The 19,724-nt window shown below is 72.6% G+C and carries 18 protein-coding genes; 16 read left to right on the plus strand and 2 right to left on the minus strand.

Annotated features, from left to right (window positions below; translation table 11 throughout):
• Positions 1-329: 329 nt before the first annotated feature.
• The 4 genes from ACFRU2_RS03860 to ACFRU2_RS03875 all read left to right on the plus strand — a co-directional run bounded on the left by ACFRU2_RS03860 (position 330) and on the right by ACFRU2_RS03875 (position 3,582).
• Positions 330-992 carry a deoxynucleoside kinase gene (locus tag ACFRU2_RS03860; protein WP_382967215.1) on the plus strand — a complete coding sequence of 221 codons (663 nt, stop codon included), beginning with the start codon at positions 330-332 and terminating at the stop codon, positions 990-992.
• A 112-nt stretch (positions 993-1,104) separates the two neighbouring features.
• Positions 1,105-2,079 (plus strand): hypothetical protein, encoded by a 975-nt coding sequence (locus ACFRU2_RS03865; RefSeq protein WP_382967217.1) that lies wholly within the window; start codon positions 1,105-1,107, stop codon positions 2,077-2,079.
• On the plus strand, positions 2,007-2,438 hold the full coding sequence (locus ACFRU2_RS03870; protein ID WP_382967219.1) for an FUSC family protein: 432 nt from the start codon (positions 2,007-2,009) through the stop codon (positions 2,436-2,438). Before ACFRU2_RS03865 ends, ACFRU2_RS03870 begins: the two co-directional genes overlap by 73 nt.
• 133 nt (positions 2,439-2,571) lie before the next feature.
• Positions 2,572-3,582 carry a questin oxidase family protein gene (locus ACFRU2_RS03875; RefSeq protein WP_382967221.1) on the plus strand — a complete coding sequence of 337 codons (1,011 nt, stop codon included), beginning with the start codon at positions 2,572-2,574 and terminating at the stop codon, positions 3,580-3,582.
• Between the two features lie 199 nt (positions 3,583-3,781).
• Here the strand turns inward: ACFRU2_RS03875 and ACFRU2_RS03880 are convergent, their stop codons facing one another.
• Positions 3,782-4,504, minus strand: coding sequence for an alpha/beta hydrolase (locus tag ACFRU2_RS03880; RefSeq protein WP_382967223.1), 723 nt, complete (start codon positions 4,502-4,504; stop codon positions 3,782-3,784).
• 274 nt (positions 4,505-4,778) lie between these two features.
• On the opposite strand from ACFRU2_RS03880, the gene ACFRU2_RS03885 reads away from it, so the two are divergent.
• The 12 genes from ACFRU2_RS03885 to ACFRU2_RS03940 all read left to right on the plus strand — a co-directional run bounded on the left by ACFRU2_RS03885 (position 4,779) and on the right by ACFRU2_RS03940 (position 17,318).
• Positions 4,779-5,240 carry a hypothetical protein gene (locus tag ACFRU2_RS03885; protein ID WP_382967225.1) on the plus strand — a complete coding sequence of 154 codons (462 nt, stop codon included), beginning with the start codon at positions 4,779-4,781 and terminating at the stop codon, positions 5,238-5,240.
• A 66-nt stretch (positions 5,241-5,306) separates the two neighbouring features.
• A complete protein-coding gene (locus ACFRU2_RS03890) occupies positions 5,307-6,719 on the plus strand; it encodes an SWIM zinc finger family protein (protein WP_382967227.1) in 1,413 nt (470 codons plus the stop codon).
• Positions 6,716-9,382: a DUF6493 family protein gene (locus ACFRU2_RS03895; protein ID WP_382967228.1), complete on the plus strand. Its 2,667-nt coding sequence runs from the start codon at positions 6,716-6,718 to the stop codon at positions 9,380-9,382. Before ACFRU2_RS03890 ends, ACFRU2_RS03895 begins: the two co-directional genes overlap by 4 nt.
• Before the next feature lie 51 nt (positions 9,383-9,433).
• Positions 9,434-9,931 (plus strand): MarR family winged helix-turn-helix transcriptional regulator, encoded by a 498-nt coding sequence (locus ACFRU2_RS03900; protein WP_382967230.1) that lies wholly within the window; start codon positions 9,434-9,436, stop codon positions 9,929-9,931.
• A 146-nt stretch (positions 9,932-10,077) separates the two neighbouring features.
• On the plus strand, positions 10,078-12,177 hold the full coding sequence (locus ACFRU2_RS03905; RefSeq protein ID WP_382967232.1) for an MMPL family transporter: 2,100 nt from the start codon (positions 10,078-10,080) through the stop codon (positions 12,175-12,177).
• A 29-nt stretch (positions 12,178-12,206) separates the two neighbouring features.
• Positions 12,207-13,091 (plus strand): oxygenase MpaB family protein, encoded by an 885-nt coding sequence (locus ACFRU2_RS03910; protein WP_382967234.1) that lies wholly within the window; start codon positions 12,207-12,209, stop codon positions 13,089-13,091.
• Between the two features lie 54 nt (positions 13,092-13,145).
• On the plus strand, positions 13,146-13,586 hold the full coding sequence (locus ACFRU2_RS03915; protein ID WP_382967236.1) for a hypothetical protein: 441 nt from the start codon (positions 13,146-13,148) through the stop codon (positions 13,584-13,586).
• A 101-nt stretch (positions 13,587-13,687) separates the two neighbouring features.
• Positions 13,688-14,302: a TetR/AcrR family transcriptional regulator gene (locus tag ACFRU2_RS03920; RefSeq protein ID WP_382967238.1), complete on the plus strand. Its 615-nt coding sequence runs from the start codon at positions 13,688-13,690 to the stop codon at positions 14,300-14,302.
• A complete protein-coding gene (locus tag ACFRU2_RS03925) occupies positions 14,299-15,210 on the plus strand; it encodes an SDR family oxidoreductase (protein ID WP_382967240.1) in 912 nt (303 codons plus the stop codon). Before ACFRU2_RS03920 ends, ACFRU2_RS03925 begins: the two co-directional genes overlap by 4 nt.
• A gap of 112 nt (positions 15,211-15,322) precedes the next feature.
• Positions 15,323-15,538: a DUF6243 family protein gene (locus tag ACFRU2_RS03930; RefSeq protein WP_382967242.1), complete on the plus strand. Its 216-nt coding sequence runs from the start codon at positions 15,323-15,325 to the stop codon at positions 15,536-15,538.
• A 226-nt stretch (positions 15,539-15,764) separates the two neighbouring features.
• Positions 15,765-16,220: a hypothetical protein gene (locus ACFRU2_RS03935; RefSeq protein ID WP_382967244.1), complete on the plus strand. Its 456-nt coding sequence runs from the start codon at positions 15,765-15,767 to the stop codon at positions 16,218-16,220.
• A gap of 105 nt (positions 16,221-16,325) precedes the next feature.
• Positions 16,326-17,318 (plus strand): hypothetical protein, encoded by a 993-nt coding sequence (locus ACFRU2_RS03940; RefSeq protein ID WP_382967246.1) that lies wholly within the window; start codon positions 16,326-16,328, stop codon positions 17,316-17,318.
• Positions 17,319-17,366: 48 nt separating this feature from the next.
• Here the strand turns inward: ACFRU2_RS03940 and ACFRU2_RS03945 are convergent, their stop codons facing one another.
• Positions 17,367-19,709, minus strand: a complete 2,343-nt coding sequence (locus ACFRU2_RS03945; protein WP_382967248.1) for a collagenase — start codon at positions 19,707-19,709, stop codon at positions 17,367-17,369.
• Positions 19,710-19,724: the final 15 nt, after the last annotated feature.

The following is a 19,724-nucleotide window of genomic DNA, read 5'->3' on the forward strand; positions in this document are numbered from 1 at the left end:
CCGCCGTGTGGATGGTCGCCCGCCATCATTGCCTACCGCCAAGTAACACGCGAGACGTTCTCCGGCCGAACATCATTTATGCTTCATGGCGGCCGCAGGGCGGTGGCTCGTCGCTGTCCGCGGCACCTACGGAACGGCCGGTCCGGCTCGTCGAGGAGGATGTCCTGCGTCCGGGCCCAGGCCCGGACCGGGACCAGATGACGCCGATCACGAAAATTCGACGATCCGAAGATCACGGGGAATCGGGCGACCGCCGACACGCGTCTCAGTGGGGTGGGGCGTCCGGCCCACGCGCCCGCGAACAGAAGACCCCCAGGGAGAAGTGAGGAATGCCAGTGATCTGCGTCGGAGGCATGATCGGAATCGGCAAGACGAGCGTGGCCGAGCTGCTCGCCAAGGAGCTGGGCAGCGAAGTCTTCTACGAGAGCGTGGACGACAATCCGATCCTCCCGCTCTTCTACACGGCGAGCCCCGAGGAGATCGAGGCCAAGCGCTACCCCTTCCTCCTCCAGCTGTACTTCCTGCAGACGCGCTTCGCCGCGATCAAGGAGGCGTACAAGCAGGGCGACAACGTCCTGGACCGGTCGATCTACGAGGACTGGTACTTCGCCAAGGTCAATCACGACCTCGGCCGGATCAGCTCCCTCGAGATGCAGGTCTACGAGGGACTGCTGGGCGAGATGATGCGCGAGATCGACGGCCTGCCCTACCGCAAGGCGCCCGACCTCATGGTCTACCTCAAGGCGGACTTCGAGACGGTGCTGCACCGCATCGGGCTGCGGGGCCGTGATTTCGAGCAGGACGAGAACCTCGTCGAGTACTACCGGACGCTGTGGGCCGGCTATGACGACTGGGTGAACAAGCACTACTCGGCCAGCGAAGTCCTCGTCATCGACATGAACCACACGGACGTGGTGCACAACCCGGACGACGCGGCCCGCGTGGCGCGCGAGGTCAAGGACGCCCTGGCGGCGGGCCGGCTCAGGGCCTGACCGCGCCTGACGGCGTCCCCCCTCACCCGGCGCGAGCGCCGCAACCTGCTGCGCGCCGAGGGGGATCGCGGCAGTCCGCGATGTCGCCGGGTGTGCGCCGTAATCTCGCCCCATGGGCTGGACGAGCACACTGAAGGACACTGCTCGCGCCGGCCTGCGCATCGAGCGGACCAGGCTCGAACCGCTGCTCACCTGGTCGCTGGGAGGCAACGCGGGCAGTCTGGGCACGACCAACGCCTCGGTGATGCTGGTGACCGTGACCCTGCCGGCCACCGTCGGGCAGTCGCTGGGGCAGGCCGCGCTGATGACGGCCGGCGGACTCGTGCAGGCGGCCCTGGTGGTGCTCTTCCCCATCCGCCGCTGGGGGGGCCACCCCGCGACGCGCTCGCCGACGCCCTGGCCGCCGAAGCCGACTACGCCCGCCGGCTGTGCGAGGACCCCGCCGCCCCGTTCACCCCGGGCCCCTTCGCCCAGGCCCGGGAAGCGGCTTCGCTCAGCCCCCGCCAGATGCGCCGCCGCCCGGGGCCTGGCCGAGCGGATGCGCCCGGTCCTCGCGTCGCTCGCCGATCCCGCCGTCACCGACGGTCCCCAGGACGGCCCCGCCCGCGCCCGGGCCCACGAACTGCTCACCGCGTCGGCCGCGATCCTGGAGACGGCGGCCGACGCGATCCGCCGCGGCCGCCCGGCGCACCTCCCGCCCCGGGCCCTCGCCGCGATCGAGATCCCCCCGGGCGGCCCCGCACTCACCGGCGCGGCCGAGCAGTCGGCCACCCGGCTCCGCGCCCTGCTGCGCGACGTGGCCGAGACGGCCCGCAGCGACGACGGAGCCCGGACCGGCGAGAAGCGCCGGCCGGACGGCGGGGACACGCTCGTCCGTCCGTCCGTCCGCCCGTCCGCCCGTCCGCCCGCCCGCCCCTCCGAGCCGAGGCCAAGGACGCCCTCCGGACCGTACGCGGACAACTGCACCACGACTCACCGGTGTTCCGGCACGCGGTCCGCGCCACCGTCGTCGTGGTGGTGGGCGACCTCATCGGCCGCGCCCTGCCCTTCGGACACGGCTACTGGGTCCCGCTGGTCGCCGTCCTGATCCTGCGCCCGGGCTTCTCCCACACCTATGGCCGCGCCGCGGCCCGCCTCGGCGGCACCGTCTTCGGCCTGATCATCTCCGGCACCATCGTGCAGCTCGCCCACCCCGGACCCCTCGCATCCGGGACCCTCTCCGTGATCTGCGGCGGCCTGATCCTGCTGTTCATGTACACCGGCTACGCACCCGTCCAGGCAGCCGGCTCCGCGTACACCGTCTTCGCCCTCCCCGTGGCCGGCGTGGGCCTCGACCAGTCACTGCCGGAGGCGAGACGGACCGCATGCTGCACCGCGCCGGACCCCTCCTCCTCGCCGCCCTGGAGGAACTCTCCACCGCCCTGGAATGCGCCGCGCCCCCCATGACCACCACCGGTGCACCACCCCGAGCACAGACGCCGGCCCGACCGCACCCACCTCCCCACACCGCCGGACCTAGGCCTGGTCCTAGGCCTCCAGCCGGTTACGGGCTCCTCGTGGCCGACGTACGGTCGCCGTCATGGACACGACGGGAACTCTCGACGAGGCGCTTCAGCGCTTGCACACCTCCGGCCCCGAGCGGCTCGGGCGGCTGACCAACCACGCACCGATGGCCGTCGAGGCCCTTTCCGTTCACGGGCAGGCGAGTTCGGTGCACCGCTGGCTCGATCTCTACGCGCGCAAGCTGGAGGAGTTCCCGTCGCGCGTCGAGCCGGTCACGGCCGCCAACTGGCACACGGCGCTCGGTGACCCGCGCCGCGCCGCCGACTGGATCGGCCACTTCGAGCGCGAGATCGCCGACCGGCCCTGGCGCGACGTGCTGGCCCAGTGGTGGCCGCGCCTCCTCCCCGGCCTGTACGGCGGCTCGACCCATCCGCTGATCCGGGTGGGCCACGCCGTGCGCACCCTCCTGGCCGGCGAGAGCACCGCACCACGCCTGGCCGAACTCGCCCACGGCCTCGGCTACTGGGCCGCCCGCCACCACCCCGTCGCCGAGCTCGTCGCGCTGCCCGGCGCCGACAGCGCGGCGGCCGCCCTCGACGCGGTACCGCCCATCGCCGAGATGCAAGGAACCTTCCCCGACCGCCTCGCTCGTGTCACGGGCCTGCCGGTGTGGGCGGCCACGTGCACGGACCCCGACCAGGCACGGCTGCACCTCGCCGAGTTGGTGCGCGCGGCCACCCACCGCTACGCCACCCACGGCCACGGCGACGAAATCATGCTGGTGCACGCCGCCACGGCCCCCAACGCCGTGCTGCGCACCCTGCCGGCCCTCCCGCGCACCCTGTGGGCACCCAGCCTGCGAGCCGCCTGGACGGCCTCCGCAGCCGTCACCGCGATGTACGCACCCGGCACGCCGGTCGCGTTCACCCCGCCGGGCGTCCTCACCCCCGACGAGGTCTTCGAACGGGCCCTGGAACACGGCGACGAACACGTCATCAAACTCACCGACACGGCGCTCGACATCGGCGACGAAGCAGCCCTCGCGGCAGCGCTGCGTTCCATGGAGCTGAGCGAGCCCTTGCGCTAGCCCGCCGCACCGATTCGGACGGCCGTACGCACCAACAGGCGTCACCTCGAACGCGTTCGGGCGTTGTCGCTCCGGGGGCGGGGGCGGGGGCGGGGGCGGGGGCGGGGGCGGGGGCGGGGGTGGCCGACTACTGGCGGGACGTGATCGAGAAGGCGCCCCCGAGGAAGACGGGGGCGCTCGGCTTCTCGGCGGCCCGGTGCTACTTCAGGTGGCGGTCGAAGAACCGGGTGCCGTCCTCCACCTCGAACCACGGGGTACCGGTGTGCCCGCCCGGATTGGCGTGCAGCGTCTTCTCCTTGCTGCCGAAGGCGTCGAACAGGTCCAGGGCCCGCTGCCGGGGGTTCCCCTCGTCGTCCCACTGCAGCAGCAGGAGCAGCGGAACGGTGACCTGCCGGGCCTCCTCGCGCTGGGCGCGGGGCACGAACCCCCCGGCGAAGAAGCCGGCGGCGGCGATGCGCGGCTCGACCGCGGCCAGGCGGATGCCGAGGGCCATCCATCCCGAGTACCCGACCGGGCCGCCGATCCCGGGCAGCGCAAGAAGGGCGTCCAGGGTGGTCCGCCATTCCGGCACCGCCTGTTCGACCAGCGAGCCGACCAGGGACTCGAAGATCTCCTCGACCGGCTCGCCGGCCTGCATCGCCCGGCGAAGTTCGCCGCGCGCCTGCTCGTCGGCGGCGGAACGGGGCCGGTCACCGCACCCGGCGGCGTCGATGGCGGCCACCGCGTAGCCGGCCGCCGCGGAGTGCCGGGCCCGGGCCACCAGCCGGGACTGGTTCCTGGGCAGGCCGTTGTTGTGGGCCATCAGGATCAGCGGGACCGGTACGGCGGATTCGGGCATCCACAGGGTGCCGGGGATCTCGCCGAGGGTGAACTCGCGCTCGAGGACGCCGTCGTCGAGACGCTGCGCAGAAGTGAATTCCATGGTCGTGCCTTTCGGGAGTGCTCGGAGAGGCGCTCCCGGACGACCTATCGTCCGACCGTGACCCCGGAGGGGAGCACCCATGTCGATACTGCGTTCACGGGTACCACCTCCTCGTTCTCTTGCACGGCCTCCGGGAAGGTATCAGCGGCCGTCGCGGCCCGCCAAACGAATTCTCGCGCCGCCCGCCCTTCGGCGGACGCCTCCGTGACCGGAGCAGGATGTGAACCGTCTCCACGCCGCTAAGGTGCTGGTTCACGATGCGAGGAGAGCCGGCGTGCCCAGGAGCCAACGGAAAGAAGAAGCCCTCGCCTTGCTGCGTGCCGAGCTCGCTGCGGGCCGTTCGGCCACGACCGAGTTGACCACTCGGGCCGCATGGCTGGCCTGGGTGCGCTTCGCACAGCACCGCTTCGGCGCGGTGCCGTCCCCCGAGTCCGACGGCCTGCTCTTCCAGTACGGGACGTACGCCTTCACCGGGCGTCCGATGTTCACGCTGGACCTCACGCGGCAGTTCGGCGTCAACGACGACGACGGCGAGCACGACCACTACGTACAGGTGCACTGCGAGCTCCGCTACGAGCCCGAACCCGCCCTGGACGCCGCGGGAAGCTTCGACTCCTGGTACTTCCACGACACCGATGCGGACCTCGACCAGTGGTTCGCCGCCATGGAGAAGCGTCTCGGGCTGCTACGTGGTCGCGGGCCCTGCGAGTTCGAGCTGTACGAGGAGCCCGTCTAGGCGGCCGGGCGGTCCCCGTCCACTGCCTCGGCGGCGTTGTCAGTGGCTCCGCCTAACGTCCCGTTCATGACGCGAACCGCACACACTTTCGCCTACGCGCGCCCCTCCTCGCTGACCTCCGCCGGGGCGGGCCGGGCCCTCGGCCTGGAGACCGCGGGCGGTCTGACCCCGGCCGGGGCCGAGGCCCACCCGCAGTTCTTCGCCGGGTTCCTGAGTGCCCCTCAGGCGGCCGCCCGCGCGCTGCTCGCCGTCGCGGACGTGGCCGCGGCCCGCTACTTCCGCCGCACCCTGCGCGCCTCGCTCGACCCGGTGGTCACCGGCAACGGCGACCGGTTGCGCTTCGAATCCTTCTCCGGTTGCTGCGGTGTGTACGCCCGGCTCGACGTGCTGCCCGAGGGGCTGCGCGGCGCCGACACCGGCCACGGCACCACCAACGTCGACGTCAACAACCCGCTGCGCGAGGCGCTGTCCCGGCTCACCGGAGACGACCCGCTGCACCTGCGGGTCGGCCCCGACGAGATGGCGGTCACCACCCTGGACGGCGCGGTCGTCGAGAAGAAGGTGCCGCTGCCCGACCGCTGGCTGCGCGGCTTCGCCGAGTCCCAGGCCATCACCACCGGGTTCGACCTGCGTGCCGAACTGGAACCCGCCGAGACCGCCCGATTCCTGCGCTCCCTCCCGCGCACCCCGGCGGGCGGCGGGGCAGCGGGCGGCCCCCTCTGGGTGGTGCCCGCGGGCCGTACCCTGCGCCCCACCACCCGCCCCGTCCCCGGTGCGGTCTGCCTGCCCGGCCCCGAGCGCCTCGCCGCCCTCCAGCGGGTACTGCGACAGGCCACCGGCCTGCGCGTGTACGGCCCTGCGGCGGACGGAGCCAACCCCACCGCCTCCGCGTGGGAGATCGGCCTGCCCGGCATGCGGCTCACCCTCACCCTCTCCCCGGAGGCAGACCGCGGATTCTCCGGCGAAGGCGCCGTCCTGGAGGCCCTCGCGACCGATGCGGCGGCCGAGGACGCCGAGCTGATCTCCGTGCTGCTCGCCTGGGAACCGCGGATCGACCCGGCCGACCTCGCCGACCAGTCGGGCCTCCCGGTCGCACGGGTCAGGGCCGCACTCACCCGCCTCGGCACCGCCGGACGGGTCGGCTATGACATCGCCGAAGCCGCCTACTTCCACCGGGAGCTGCCCTACGACGCCCGGCGCGCCGAACGCCACAACCCGCGCCTCGTCGCCGCCCGGGCGCTGCTCGCGGCCGGCGCGGTCACCCTGGACCGCCGCGGCACCTCCGTCGTGGCCTCCGGCGAACGCCGTTACCAGGTACGCGAGTCCGGCGGCGCCCTCAGCTGCACCTGCCAGTGGTGGGCCGACCACCGGGGCCGCCGAGGCCCTTGCAAGCACGCCCTCGCCACCCGGATGGCCCTCCGGGCCGCCACCGCCACCGCCACTGCCGCTGCCACCGCTTCCACCGGAGCCGCACGATGAACCTCACCTCCGCCCCCGAGCAGGCTCCCGGCCACGAAGCCGCCCTCGCGGCGGTGCGCAACGGGCGTACCGCCGAACTGCCCAGCCTCCTCATGCTGTTGGACCGTACGCAGCGCCGGGAACTGCTCGTCGGCCTGAAGGAGTTGCGCGCTGACCTGCGGGCCGAGGGCTGGGACGGCTGGCAGCAACGGGATCTGATGAGTCCGGCCCTGGTGGTCGCCGGAGCCGGCTGCCACACCGGCGCGGCAGCAGCCGCCGCATGGATCGGAGCCCGGGACATGCGGCGCTGGCAGCAAGTGCCCGTCGCCATCATGCTCGACGTCCTGGCCGACCGGGACGGGCAATGGCTCGGAGACCTCGCCCACCGGCTGGCCGCCCGGGCCTCCACCGCCGAGCAGGACTACGCGCTGATCAGCGAACTCGTCCGGCTCGCCGGCTGTCCGATGCCCACCACCGACGGCTGTGTCGAGGGATGGGCCGCGGCCGTGGGCACCTCCCGCGCCCCGCTCGCCCTCGCCTTGCGCCGCGACCCCCACGTCGGCACCCTCGTGCCGTGCCTCTTCGAGACCGCCGAGCCGGTCCGCTTCTTCGGCTGGCGCTGCGACCCGGACGATCCCCACCACTGGCCGGCAGCCCTCGCCGGCCTGGCGGCTGACGGCATCGTGGACCGTGCCGTCCTCCTCGACGGATGTACGGCCCGCCTGCTGCGCGGCGGCAAGTACACGCAGTTGAAGCCCTACCAGGCCATCTGGCAGGCGCTCCGGCCGACCGAGGAGGAAGAGCGCGAGCGCGCCGCCGACTGGATCGCGCTGACCGCCGACGCCCCGTCCCCGGTGGCCGGGTACGCCCAGCAGATACTCGCCCGGCTCGCCGCGGCGGGCCACCTCACCCCCGGACTGCTGGCCGAGATGTCGGCAGCCGTCCTCTTCCGCCCCGAGAAGAAGCTCGTCCGCGCCCAGCTGGTGCTGATCGGCAAGGAGCTGCGCCGTGACCCGGCGGCCGCCCCCGAGCTGCTGCCGGTGCTCGGCGAAGCCTTCGGGCACCCCGACACCGACATCCAGGAGCGGGCGCTCAAACTGACCGCCCTCCACCTCACCGACGACCCCGCCCTGCGCGCCGAACTCGCCGAGCAGGCCAGGTCGCTGAGTCCGGCACACCGGGCCCGTGCCGTGGAGATCCTCGGGCAGGACGCGGCAGCCCCCGCCGAGGAGACCGCCCCCTACCGGGAGATCCTTCCGCCGCCCCCGGCCGCGGTCCCGCTCGCCCCGGCCCCCGGGACGGTCGCGGAGACCGTGGAACTCGTCGCGGCCGTCATCAACTCCCGTACCACGACCGTCGAGGAGTTCGAGCGAGCCCTGGACGGCCTGGTCCGACACGCGCACCGGGACCGCTCCGCCCTCGCCGAAGCGCTGCGCCCGGCGCTCGCCGGCCAGTGGTGGCTCGGCCCCGTCCGGTCCCGCCGGTACGGCGGCGACCTGGCCGGACTCGCGCACGTCGCCGCCGCCGTCCTGGACGCGCATCCGACGGGGGAGCTGCCGGAGGCGTTCGTGAGCTGGCGCAGCGACTGCCACCACACGGCGTTCGCCGTCGCCCGCCACGCCCGCGTGGTCGAGGCGGCCCGGCACATCGAGACCCGGCCGCTGCCCTTCCTGCTCGCCACACCCACCGGGCAGACCGGCACCCTGGATCCCCGGGTGCTCGTCGAGCGCCTCGCCGCGTACCGGGGCCTCGGCGAGCAGCCCGCCCCGGTGGACTTCGCGCAGGCCCTGCTGCGGGTACGCCGTGACCCCGCCGCCGTTCCCGCCGCAGCAGCTCTCGGCACACCGGAGGGGGACAGGCTGGCGGCCTGGCTCGAAGAGGCCGGCGAGCCCGCGGCCATCACCCGCCGCACCGCGTCGGCCGTACCGTACGCGTACGGCGAAACCCCCGCGCACCTCGTGCTCGACACGGCGGAACGCACGACTCTGCTGCGGGAGTTCCCGGCCGCGTTCCACGAACTGGCGCAGGCGCGCAAGGCCACCGACCGCTGCTGGGACGGTGGGGAAGACCCCGACGCCCTGCTGATCGCGGCCTGGCCCGAGGACCGGGAGACCCTGGCCGCCTGGTGGCTCCCCGAGGTCACGGCCTGCGCCGTCCACGAAGGGCGCGGCGGCCTCGCCGCGCTCCCGGAGCTCGCCGCGGCCGGCGGACCCGCCGGACCGGCCCTGCACCTCGCCGTGGCCACCGGCCTCGGCGCCCGCCACCCGGAGGACCGGCTCCGGGCCGTGGACGCGCTGCTCACCCTCGCGGCCCGGGCGGAACTGGACGCACGCCGCCTGGGCGGCGACCTGGGCGAACTCCTGAACCTCGGCACGGTCAAACCCAACCGGCTCGCCGACTCGCTGCGCACCGCCGCCGCCACCGGAGCCTGTACGACCACCTGGGCCGTCCTGGCCGCCGTACTCCCCGTGCCGCTCACCGGCACGGCCGACCCGAGGGGTACGGGGGACCTCCTCGCGACGGCAGCCGACTGCGTGGAGCAGTCGGGAGCGGCGTCGCCCGAGCCGGCGGGCCTCGCCGAGGCCGCGTCCCGCCCCGGCCGCTCCCGCCTGGTCACCCAGGCCTCCCGCCTCCGCGACGCCCTCCGGCGCAACGCGGAAGGACCGGCTGCGGGAGGCCGGTAGCGGGCCGGCCGCGGACGTGGGCCGACGGGCCGGCTTCTATACGCTGGTCCGGTGGCCAATACGGATGTGCGAAGTTCCAGCGGAGGTGTCCCGGAAGGGAAGGGCGAGGCGAGTCTCCATGCGTTCGCCGTGCAGTTGAGACGGTTGAACGGCGAGATCAACCGGCTCGTCCACGGATTCGCGCACGGTCAGGGCCTGCACCCGACGGACGTCCAGGCCCTGTCCGTCATCCTCGACAGCGCCGAGCCCCTCACCCCGGGCCGGCTGCGCGAGCACCTCGGCCTCACCTCGGGCGCCGTCACGGCCTGCCTCGACAGGCTGGAGCGTGCCGGGCACATCACCCGCTCCAGGGAGAGCGAGGACCGCCGCGTCATCCACATCCGCTACGCGGAACGAGGCAGGGCGGCGGCACGCTCGTCGTTCAAGCCCCTGGCCGACGCCACCGACCACGCGCGGCAGCGGTTCAGCGAGGAGGAACTCGCGGTCGCCCTGCGGTTCCTCGCCGCCATGAACGAGGAACTCGGCGACCTGCGAGCGCCGGGGCGCTGAATCCGCGGCCGGGACGCATCCGTCCCGGCCCTTCCGGGTGAATACAGGGGTGGTCGGGTGCGAGCGACAGCTCCGGTCGTCTAATCTATTTCAATCATTGAGATTGTTAACTGTCGAGATAGATCGATGGATACCCCGGGAGCGCCATGTCCGCCTCACCACGCTTCACCCGATGGCTGATCCCTGCCGTCCTCGTCGTGGCATGGCTGCTCGTCGGAGGCGGGCTGGGCCCGTACGCGGGGAAGCTCGGCGAGGTGGCCACCAACGACCAGACCGCCTTCCTGCCCCGCACCGCCGAGTCCACCCGGGTCGTCGAGGCGCAGAAGGCCTTCCGGCAGGACGAGAGCCTGCCGGTGATCGTCGTGTGGACGGCGAAGACACCGGGCGCGAAGCTGGGCCCCCGGCAGCAGGAGGATGCCACGCGGGCCCTGGCCGGCCTGAGCGGCGCAGGCCTGCCGCCCGGCCCTGCTCCGGCCGCCTCCGCCGCCGTCCTCTCCGCCGACGGCCGCGCGCTGCAGGGCGTCGTACCGCTCGCGCCCGATCTGGGGGAGGAGCTGCCCCGCACCCTTGAGGAGATCGCGGCGGCCGCGGCGAAGGTCCCGGGCACCGTTGCGCAGCTGGCCGGTCCCGCGGCGAGCCGGGCCGACCTGGCCGATGCCTTCGCCGGAATCGACGGACTCCTGCTGGCCGTTGCCCTCGTCGCCGTCCTGCTGATCCTCCTGCTGGTCTACCGCAGCCTGCTGCTCCCCGTGGTGATCATCGTCGGGGCCGTGTTCGCCCTGGGACTCGCCTGCGGGATCGTCTACGTGCTGGCCGACCGCGGCATCGTCCGCGTCGACGGACAGGTGCAGGGCATCCTCTCGATCCTCGTGATCGGCGCGGCCACCGACTACGCCCTGCTTCTCACGGCACGCTTCCGAGAGGAACTCCAGTCCCGCGCGGACCGGTTCGCCGCCGTACGGGCCGCCCTGCGCCGGTCCGTCGGCCCCATCACGGCGAGCGCGGGCACCGTCGCCCTCGGCCTGCTCGCCCTGCTGCTGAGCGACCTCACCAACAACCGCGCCCTCGGCCCGGTGGGGGCGATCGGCATCGTGTGCGCGGTGCTGAGCACCCTCACCTTCCTGCCCGCCGTCCTCGTCCTGCTCGGCCGCGCCGCCTACTGGCCCGCCAAGATCGGGCACACCGCCGAGGACGGTGCCGGCCACGGAATCTGGACAAGGGTGGCGGCCGTGGTGGACCGTGCCCCGCGCAAGGTCTGGGCCCTCAGCCTCGCCGCCCTCCTGGCCTGCGCGGCCTTCGCCCCCACGCTCAACGCCAAGGGCGTGCCGCTGGACGAGATCTTCGTGAACGACGCCCCGTCGGTGGCTGCCCAGCAGACCCTGAGCGAGCACTTCCCCGGCGGATCGGGCAACCCGGCCGTCGTGATCGCGGACGCCGACCGGCTCGACCAGGTCGCGCGCGCCGCCGAGCGTACCGAAGGCGTCGCCGCGGTCACCCCCTTCACCGCACCGGGCCCGGCGGGCGGCGCACCGCTCGTGGCGGACGGGAGGGTCCGCCTCGACGCCACGCTCGAAGCCGCCTCGGACAGCAGGGCGGCGCAGGAGACCGTCGTCCGACTGCGTCAGGCGCTCCACGCCGTACCGGATGCCGACGCGATCGTCGGCGGATACAGCGCACAGCAGTACGACACCCAGCGCACCGCCGCGCAGGACCGTGCGCTCATCATCCCCGTCGTCCTGGCGATCATCCTGATCATCCTCGTGGGGCTGCTGCGCTCGCTGCTGATGCCCCTCCTCCTGGTGGCCACCGTCGCCCTCAGCTTCGTCGCGACCCTGGGCATCTCCGCGATCGTGTTCCAGCAGCTCCTCGGCTTCAGCGGGACCGACTCCTCCGTACCCCTCTACGGCTTCGTCTTCCTCGTGGCGCTCGGGGTCGACTACAACATCTTCCTGATGACCCGCGTCCGCGAGGAATCCCTTCAGTACGGCACCCGCCGGGGAGTGCTCCGAGGCCTGGTGGCCACCGGCGGCGTGATCACCTCCGCGGGTGTCGTCCTCGCCGCCACGTTCGCCGCGCTCGCCGTCATCCCGCTGGCGTTCATGCTCCAGATCGCCTTCATCGTGGCCTTCGGCGTGCTCCTCGACACCCTCGTCGTCCGGTCCCTCCTGGTACCGGCCCTCGTCCGGGACATCGGCCCGGCCGCATGGTGGCCGGGCGCGCTCAGCCGCGCCGCGGACAAGCATTGAACCGGGCACCGGGCGGGCAGGACACCACCATGGACACGTCCTCGGCCGGTGGCCGGACCCTGCGGGAGAGGCTCGGCTCGACGCTGTTCAGCCGGGTGGCGGGACCCTCGGGCCCCGCCAACCGAGCACGGATCCACACCACACCCGGACCCCGCTGGTTCGGCCCCGACCGCCCCATCCGCACGGTCCACGGTGACGCCTCGATGTTCATCGGAGGCCTCAGCGCCCTCCTGCTCCAGTCCCTGCACCCCCTCGCCATGAGCGCCGTCGCGGCGCACTCCGGCTTCCGCGGCGACCCCTGGGGCAGGCTCCAGCGCACCAGCACCTTCCTCGCCGTCACCACCTACGGCACGGCGCAGGACGCGCAGCTCGCCGTCGACGGCGTCCGCGCGGTCCACGAGCGGGTACGGGGCACCACGGAGGAGGGCGAGCCGTACCGCGCAGCCGATCCCCACCTGCTGGGCTGGGTGCACGCGGCGGAGGTCGACAGCTTCCTCCGCGCACACGAGCGCTTCGGCGCGCACCCGTGGGACGCAGCCGGATACGACGCCTACGTCGCGGACACCGCGAGGGTGGCAACGGCCCTCGGCGTGGTGGACCCGCCCCGCGACCGGTCCGCGCTCCTCGCCCTCCTGACCGCATACCGGCCGGAGTTGCGGGCCACCCCCGAAGCGCTCGAAGCAGCACGCTTCCTGCTCCGCCACCCGCCCCTGCCCTGGCCGGCCCGGGTTCCGTACGCGCTGCTCGCCGCGAACGCGATCGCCCTGCTGCCCCCGTGGGCGCCGGCCCTGCTCGGCCTGCGCCCCGCACCCGCCCCGGTGGACACCTGCGTACGCCTCTCCGGCCGGGCCCTCACCCGGTCGATCCGCTGGGCGATGACCCCACCGCCCCCGCCCCCGCCGCCGCCGAGCTGAGTCGTCGCGTGGCCCTGGTGCGCGGGGTGGTGGCCGGGCAGGTACTTTGCTCGGATGAGTCTCCTTGATGATGTGGCCGAACGTGACGGCTGGCGGTGCTGGGTGTGTGACGAACCGGTCGACCCCGACGAGTCGGTGAACGACCCCCGGGGGCCCAGCGTCGACAGCCGGACCGCCGACCGGAAGGCGAAGGTCGCCGAACGGCTCGCGCACCGCGGATGCAACACCCGCAAGGGTGCCGTCAAGGTGGTCATCGCCTGGCCCGAGCGCCTGTACGTGGTCGAACCCGCGCCGCTGATCGCCGTCGCCGAGAGGCTGGAGCGCAAGGGGGGCCGCGAGATGGTGGGCCGTTGTCCGACCAAGAAGGACGCCCAGGAAGCGGCGGATTGGCTGGTGGACCGGTTCTCCCGGCTGGTGCCGGGGATGCCGGTGACCGCCGACATCCAGTCCGGCGGCGGGCAGTTCCTCATCGTCCTGGCCGCCGGCCGCCGCTGACCGCGGGCCACCCGCACCGTAGGCCTTCCCACGCCGTAGCCGGGGGAAGGACCTGCGTGCTTTAATAAATGAACGTGCATTTACTTATGGAGGTGGCGGTGATGGGGCGTCCCCGAGGGATCGAGGATGTGGTCATCCTGAGGGCGGCGGCGCAGGTCATGGGGCGGGTGGGTCCGGCCGGTCTCACGTTGGCCGTAGTGGCGCGCGAGGTCGGGTTGGTGCCGGGGACTCTGGTGCAGCGGTTCGGTTCCAAGCGCGGTCTGCTCCTGGCCCTCGCCGACCGGTCCGAGAAGGACGCGACCGAGGCGGCCGGGCGGGTGCGTCAGTCCCACGACTCGGCGCTCGGGGCCTTGGCGGCGCTGACGGTGGAGTCGGCGGCCGTGATGGCCACGCCGGAGAGCTTCGCCCATCATCTGGCGTTCCTGTGCATGGATCTTGCCGATCCGGAGCTCTACGAGCGTGCACTGGCCATTCACCGCACTCACCGGCGCGCGATCGAGGAACTGCTGACGGAGGCGGCCGGCACGGGCGAGCTCCGCTCCGGAACCGATACGGCGGCGCTGGCCCGCACCGTCCAGGTGGTCACCGCCGGCGCGGGCCTGACCTGGGCACTCGAACGCGAAGGCACCCTCGAAGAACGGCTCCGGCAGGAGCTCGATGCCGCACTGTCCCCTCACCTTCCGCGCCGAGACGGCCACGACCTGGAGGAATCATGAAGACCGACGCACGCCCGCTGGCCGGAAAGGTGGCCCTCGTTGCCGGCGGGACCCGCGGCGGCGGACGGGGCATCGCCGTCGAGCTCGGCGCCGCCGGCGCCACGGTGTACGTCACCGGCCGCAGCAGTACGGGCGGCCGCTCCGACCTGGACCGCCCGGAAACCATCGAGCAGACCGCCGAGAAGGTCACCGCGGCGGGCGGCCTGGGCATTCCCGCACGCACCGACCACAGCCGCCCCGACGAGGTCCGGGCCCTCGTCGAGAAGATCGCCGCCGAACAGGACGGACGGCTCGACATCCTGGTGAACTCCGTGTGGGGCGGAGACCCGCTGACCGACTGGGAACGCCCCCTGTGGGAGCAGGACCTGGACACCGGTCTACGGCTGCTGCGGCAGGCGGTGGAGACCCACGTCATCACCAGCCGGTTCGCGCTCCCCCTCATGGTCGCCCGCAAGGGCGGCCTGGTCGTGGAGGTCACCGACGGCAACACCGCCCGCTACCGCGGCACGTTCTTCTACGACCTGGCGAAGTCCGCGGTCATCCGCCTCGCGGTCGCCCAGGCCGCCGAACTGGGGCCCCACGGCGTCGCGGCCGTGGCCATCACGCCCGGCTTCCTGCGCTCCGAAGCCCTGCTGGAGCACTTCGGCGTTACCGAGGCCAACTGGCGCGACGGTGCGGCCCAGGACCCGAACTTCGCCCACTCCGAGACCCCGGCCTACCTCGGCCGGGCCGTCGCCGCACTGGCCGCGGACCCGGACGTCATGGCCAAGACCGGGCGGGCCCTGGCCACCTGGGGCCTGTACGAGGAGTACGGCTTCACCGATGCCGACGGCACGCAGCCGGACTTCGCGGCGCACTGGGCCGAGAACCTCCAAGAGGAGTACGGACCCCTCGGCGACCCGCTGTAACCCCGCCGCCCCAGGCGTGCGGCGACCACCGGCGGGTGCTGGTCAGGGCTGGTGCGCGGGGCCGACGGAACCGGGTAACGTTGTCACGTTCACACCATTACCTGGAGAACCCGTGACTGTCAGCAAGAACATCAACAACCCCGTCGGCCAGGGTGGCGGCCAGCGCAAGAGGCAGTCGCGCGCCGAACGGCAGAACAACGGTCCGCACCGCAACCTCGACCGCCAGGGTGCGGCCGACCAGAAGGCGGAGCTCGTGCGCAAGATGCGCGAGAAGGCAGGCGTGGCCGAGGCCGCAGAGTCGGCGGACGCCGCCACCGCACAGAGCTGACGCACCGCCGCCGCAGGGCGGCACCGCACGGGGCAGGGCCCGGACCGCGACGCGCGGTCCGGGCCCTGCTGCCGTATCGGGCCGGCCCTGACCAGAGTGTCGTGATACGGCCCGGCGGAGTTCAGATCGCGAACATGTTCCGTTCCAATACCATGTGAAATATCACATGCCATAAGCGCCGGCCGAGAACCCCTCGGACGGTGCTCCCTGACAAGGAGAACGAACCGTGATGAACCGATCGGCCCTGCTCGCATCCACCGCCCTGGGTCTGGCCCTCTGCACGATCACCCCGGCCGCCGCCGCCCCGCCGGCAGACGTCATGGAGACGGTCACCTCCTGCGGGAACTCCGGCCTCCAGGCTGGACTGGCCACACGGGTGTGCGCGGAGATCACCGGTACGACCGTCACGTTCTACGGGAAGGCCGGACTGGCCGGCCCGCCCTCCCCGGGCAGCCCGCAACCCGGGGTCAAGGAACTGCTCACCACCCTGTCCGTGGAGGTCGTGGGAGCCGCCCCGCCTCAGACGCAGGTCAAGCCGCTCCTGTTTGCCGGAGCCACCCTCGAGGTACGCGCTCCCGCCGTCACCGCACCGTGCGGTTCGACCGTCCGCGGCACCTTCGGTGTGGCCGCGTTCCCCCGCGCGGCCAACCCGGTGGTCCACGAGGTCACGCTCGGCTGCTGAACGTGCCGGGCGCCAGGCGCCGTTGCTTCCCCCGGAGCCCCGGCGGTGAGATGTTTACGGGCTGGATCGGCCCGCAGCCGCTGCAGGCCGCAGGGAGGGAGCGCAGTGGACACCTCGAGACACCGGCACGACCACGCCGGCGACGACAGAACCGCCGGAACGGCTCGGAGAGCCGGCGGACGCGGCACGGCACGGCGCCGCCGGGCGGCCGTGACCGCCGCCGTGGCCGCCCTGGTGGTACCCCTGACCCTCGGCGCCGCAGGGGAAGCGGGCGCGGCGGGCGACCAATCGATCGTCTATGCCCGCTACACGGCGGCAGCGCCCACGGAGGACCTCTACGCGATCTCTCCGAGCGGTGGCACGTCCGTCAAACTCACCCACACCCCGACCGTCAGCGACGTGATGCCCAGTTGGTCCCCGGACGGCAAGCGGGTGGCCTTCGTCCGGTACGGATCCGGGGGCGCCATCGACGGCATATGGACGATGACGGCCGCGGGCGGCGACCTGAAGGCCGTCCCCGGCACCAAGGGAGCCTCCGATCCGGCGTGGTCCCCGGACGGCAAGCGGATCGCCTACTCCAAACCGGTCGGCACCCAGCGCGAGATCTACGTGGCCGTGGTGGCCGGCACGTCCGCCACCCGGCTCACCCACACCGCGGCGGACGACCTCCACCCGACGTGGTCCCCGGACGGGAAGCACCTCGCCTTCAACCGCGCGGACGCGAGCGGACACAGCAGGGTGATGCGGATCCGGCTGTCCACCCTGACGGAGACCGCGGTCACACCGGCCGGTGCCCGCGACTGGACTCCCGACTGGTCGCGCGGCGGGCTCATCGCCTTCAGCCGGGTGGACTCCTCCGGCTACGCCCGCATCTACCTCATCCGCCCCGACGGCACCGGAGTCCACCGCGTCACCGGGTCCCGTTTCAACGACAAGAACCCCTCCTGGTCTCCGGACGGCAGCCGTCTGGTCTTCACCCGGGGCGGAGCGGACGACGCGGACCCCGAACACCTCTACCTGGTGGGGGCGGACGGCACCGCACTCACCCAGCTGACCAAGACCGGCTCCCATGACCTGGAGGCCGACTGGCGTCCGTAAGGCACTCGGCCGGTCCACCCCGTGACGGGGCGGACCGGCCGGGCAGGCTCACTTGGACTGCGTGGAGACGCTCACCCCGCTGAAGTTCTGCGCGGCGGCGAGGCTGAAGTAGACCCACCCGGAAGGCGGGTTGTCCACCGTCAGGGTCTCGCCGTTGCCGGCGTTCGTGGACTTCGCCTGGTAGCTGCTCGTGGTGGCCCAGCTGCTGCCGCCGTAGTACAGGTCGGCATTGCCGGTGCCGCCGCTGCTGGTGATGGTCAGCTGCTTGACGCCGGCCGGCAGGTAGACGAAGTGGTAGCTGTAGTTCCCGGCGGTGGCCGCGAGGTTGTCCCGGCGGCAGTTCTTGTCGAACTGGCGGGGGTCGCTGATGGTGCACAGCGGGGTGGACGGGGCCTCCGGCAGGGGGCCGCAGTCGTTGGTCGCGCAGGCGGTCGTCAGCCAGGTGGCGAAACCGGCGTCGTAGGTGGTGCCGATGGTCTGCTTCAGGAAGGTGCGGGCACCGTTCCAGTCACCGGCGCGGTACTTGTCGAGCACGGTCTGCACGTCGGCGGGGTGCGCCTGGAGCATGTAGCGGACCGCGAGCCAGCCCCAGCGGTAGACCCGGTTCGAGTTGACCTCGGGGTCCGCGTCCTGACCGTAGACGGTGTCGAACAGGTCGCTGAGCTTGTACGTGCCCTTGCGGGCCTCGGCGATCGCGTCGGCGTTGCGCTCGCCCCGGTAGCCGAACGAGATGTTCTCGGCGATGCCCTCGACCCACCAGATGGTCGGCGTGACGATGCCGGCCTCGAAGTCGCCCGCCATGTTGTAGCGGCCGTCGAGGTAGTGGGTGTACTCGTGGTTGAGGTTCCAGATCTGGAAGTCCGGACGCAGCCAGTGGGCCTCGTGGGCGATGAACCGGGCCTGGTTGCCGGCGGCGGCCGGGTTGCCCTCCTCGTACATACCGCCGTTGTCCACGTCGATGTTGTAGATGGCCCAGGCGTAGAGCGAGTAGTTGGTGTAGTCGTCGAAGACGACGACCTCGAGGTTGGTGTTCACGTCACCGGGGATCGCTCCCTTGTCGCCGATGACCCGGTGGAAGTAGGCGTCCTGGTTGACGAGGCTGGTGCAGGTGGCGGCCAGCTGCCCGGGGGACATGTCCTGGGCGCGGATCTTCAGGCCCGGGGTGCACGTGTGCTGGATCGGCAGGATCGACGGGAGCACGCGCTCGCCCAGGTCGCAGATGCCGTAGGCCGCGCAGTTGCCACGGTCGTACTGGCGCGTGTACCAGCCCAGGTTCATGGTGATCGGCGCGGTGGGGCCGACGTTCGGGTAACGGTTGATCAGGTCCTTCAGCAGCGGGCGGGCCCGCTCCTTGAGCTCGGGGACGTCGAGGGCGTACCCGAGGAAGCGGCCGACGTTGCTGACCACGTCCAGACGGTTGAGCTGGGCGCCGTTGCGCGTGATGAATCCGGCCCAGGTGTCGAGGATGGCGGGGTCGGCCTTGAGGGCGGCCCGCCAGCCGCGGTCGTCGTTCTTGGCCTTGAAGCCGTTCTCGACGACCCACTCGACGTGCTGCATCGCGAGGTTCATCTGGCCGGGCCACGTGCCGTCGTAGCTGCCGAGCATCCACTTGACGACGCCGGCGTAGCGGCCGGCGGCGTGGGTGCTGTCGATCAGGGTGACGACCTCGTTGAGGATCTCGCCGTTGGCGTCCGTGACGTCCTTGCTGCGCGGGGAGGCGAAGAAGGCGTCCAGCGCGCCGCGCGCGGCACCGTCGAGCGCCGAGCCGTAGGGGCCGACGACGTCCCCGTTGTTGTCCTGCACGTAGTAGCCGGCCCGCAGGAACAGCACCAACTGCCCGACGGAGGCGCTGTTGCTGCCCGAGTAGGTCGCCGAGGCATCGCGCAGCGCGCCCGCGACGGTCACCATCTGGGCTTCGTTGAAGGCCTTGCGGGCGTTCTCACCGGTGAGGCTGAACAGCGGGTACGTACAGGTGATCCGGGGGAGCGCCTTGAGCTGCTGGACCAGGGTGCTGCCGGTCGCGTTGATCACGCCGGAGAGGTCACCGCACTCGTCGCCGGCGGCCGCCGAAGACAGCCGGCCGTCCTTGCCGGACTTCGACGCCTGTACGGGCTTGACGGTCGGGGCGGGGGCGGTGGCGGACTCCTCGGTGCTGTCCTGCGAGGAGATCCGGAAACGCGAGCCGTTGCTCATCGCATCGGGCGACTTGGGGACCGGGATCGACCGCGGCGCCGGGGCCGCGGTGCCCCGTGCGGACGCACCGGCCGGGGGCGTGGCGCCGGCGGAGGCGGCCTGGCTCTGGGGCGCGAACAGGCCGAGCGCGAGGAAGACGGCGGCGCCCAGCGCGGGAAGTCTGCGCGTAGTGGCCTTCGATATCCGGAAGGGATGCATCTGCGGGGGCCTCCG

Origin of the sequence: Streptomyces sp. NPDC056883 (assembly GCF_042788835.1) — a bacterium.
GTDB classification, from domain to species: Bacteria; Actinomycetota; Actinomycetes; order Streptomycetales; family Streptomycetaceae; genus Streptomyces; species Streptomyces stoeckheimensis.

Excerpts from the sequence above, each read along its gene's own strand:
- ACFRU2_RS03890 (WP_382967227.1), top strand. The coding sequence starts at position 5,307 with ATGACGCGAACCGCACACACTTTCGCCTACGCGCGCCCCTCCTCGCTG.
- ACFRU2_RS03865 (WP_382967217.1), top strand. The coding sequence starts at position 1,105 with ATGGGCTGGACGAGCACACTGAAGGACACTGCTCGCGCCGGCCTGCGC.
- ACFRU2_RS03880 (WP_382967223.1), bottom strand. The coding sequence starts at position 4,504 with ATGGAATTCACTTCTGCGCAGCGTCTCGACGACGGCGTCCTCGAGCGC.
- ACFRU2_RS03875 (WP_382967221.1), top strand. The coding sequence starts at position 2,572 with ATGGACACGACGGGAACTCTCGACGAGGCGCTTCAGCGCTTGCACACC.
- ACFRU2_RS03910 (WP_382967234.1), top strand. The coding sequence starts at position 12,207 with ATGGACACGTCCTCGGCCGGTGGCCGGACCCTGCGGGAGAGGCTCGGC.
- ACFRU2_RS03895 (WP_382967228.1), top strand. The coding sequence starts at position 6,716 with ATGAACCTCACCTCCGCCCCCGAGCAGGCTCCCGGCCACGAAGCCGCC.
- ACFRU2_RS03905 (WP_382967232.1), top strand. The coding sequence starts at position 10,078 with ATGTCCGCCTCACCACGCTTCACCCGATGGCTGATCCCTGCCGTCCTC.
- ACFRU2_RS03920 (WP_382967238.1), top strand. The coding sequence starts at position 13,688 with ATGGGGCGTCCCCGAGGGATCGAGGATGTGGTCATCCTGAGGGCGGCG.
- ACFRU2_RS03915 (WP_382967236.1), top strand. The coding sequence starts at position 13,146 with ATGAGTCTCCTTGATGATGTGGCCGAACGTGACGGCTGGCGGTGCTGG.
- ACFRU2_RS03925 (WP_382967240.1), top strand. The coding sequence starts at position 14,299 with ATGAAGACCGACGCACGCCCGCTGGCCGGAAAGGTGGCCCTCGTTGCC.
- ACFRU2_RS03945 (WP_382967248.1), bottom strand. The coding sequence starts at position 19,709 with ATGCATCCCTTCCGGATATCGAAGGCCACTACGCGCAGACTTCCCGCG.
- ACFRU2_RS03860 (WP_382967215.1), top strand. The coding sequence starts at position 330 with ATGCCAGTGATCTGCGTCGGAGGCATGATCGGAATCGGCAAGACGAGC.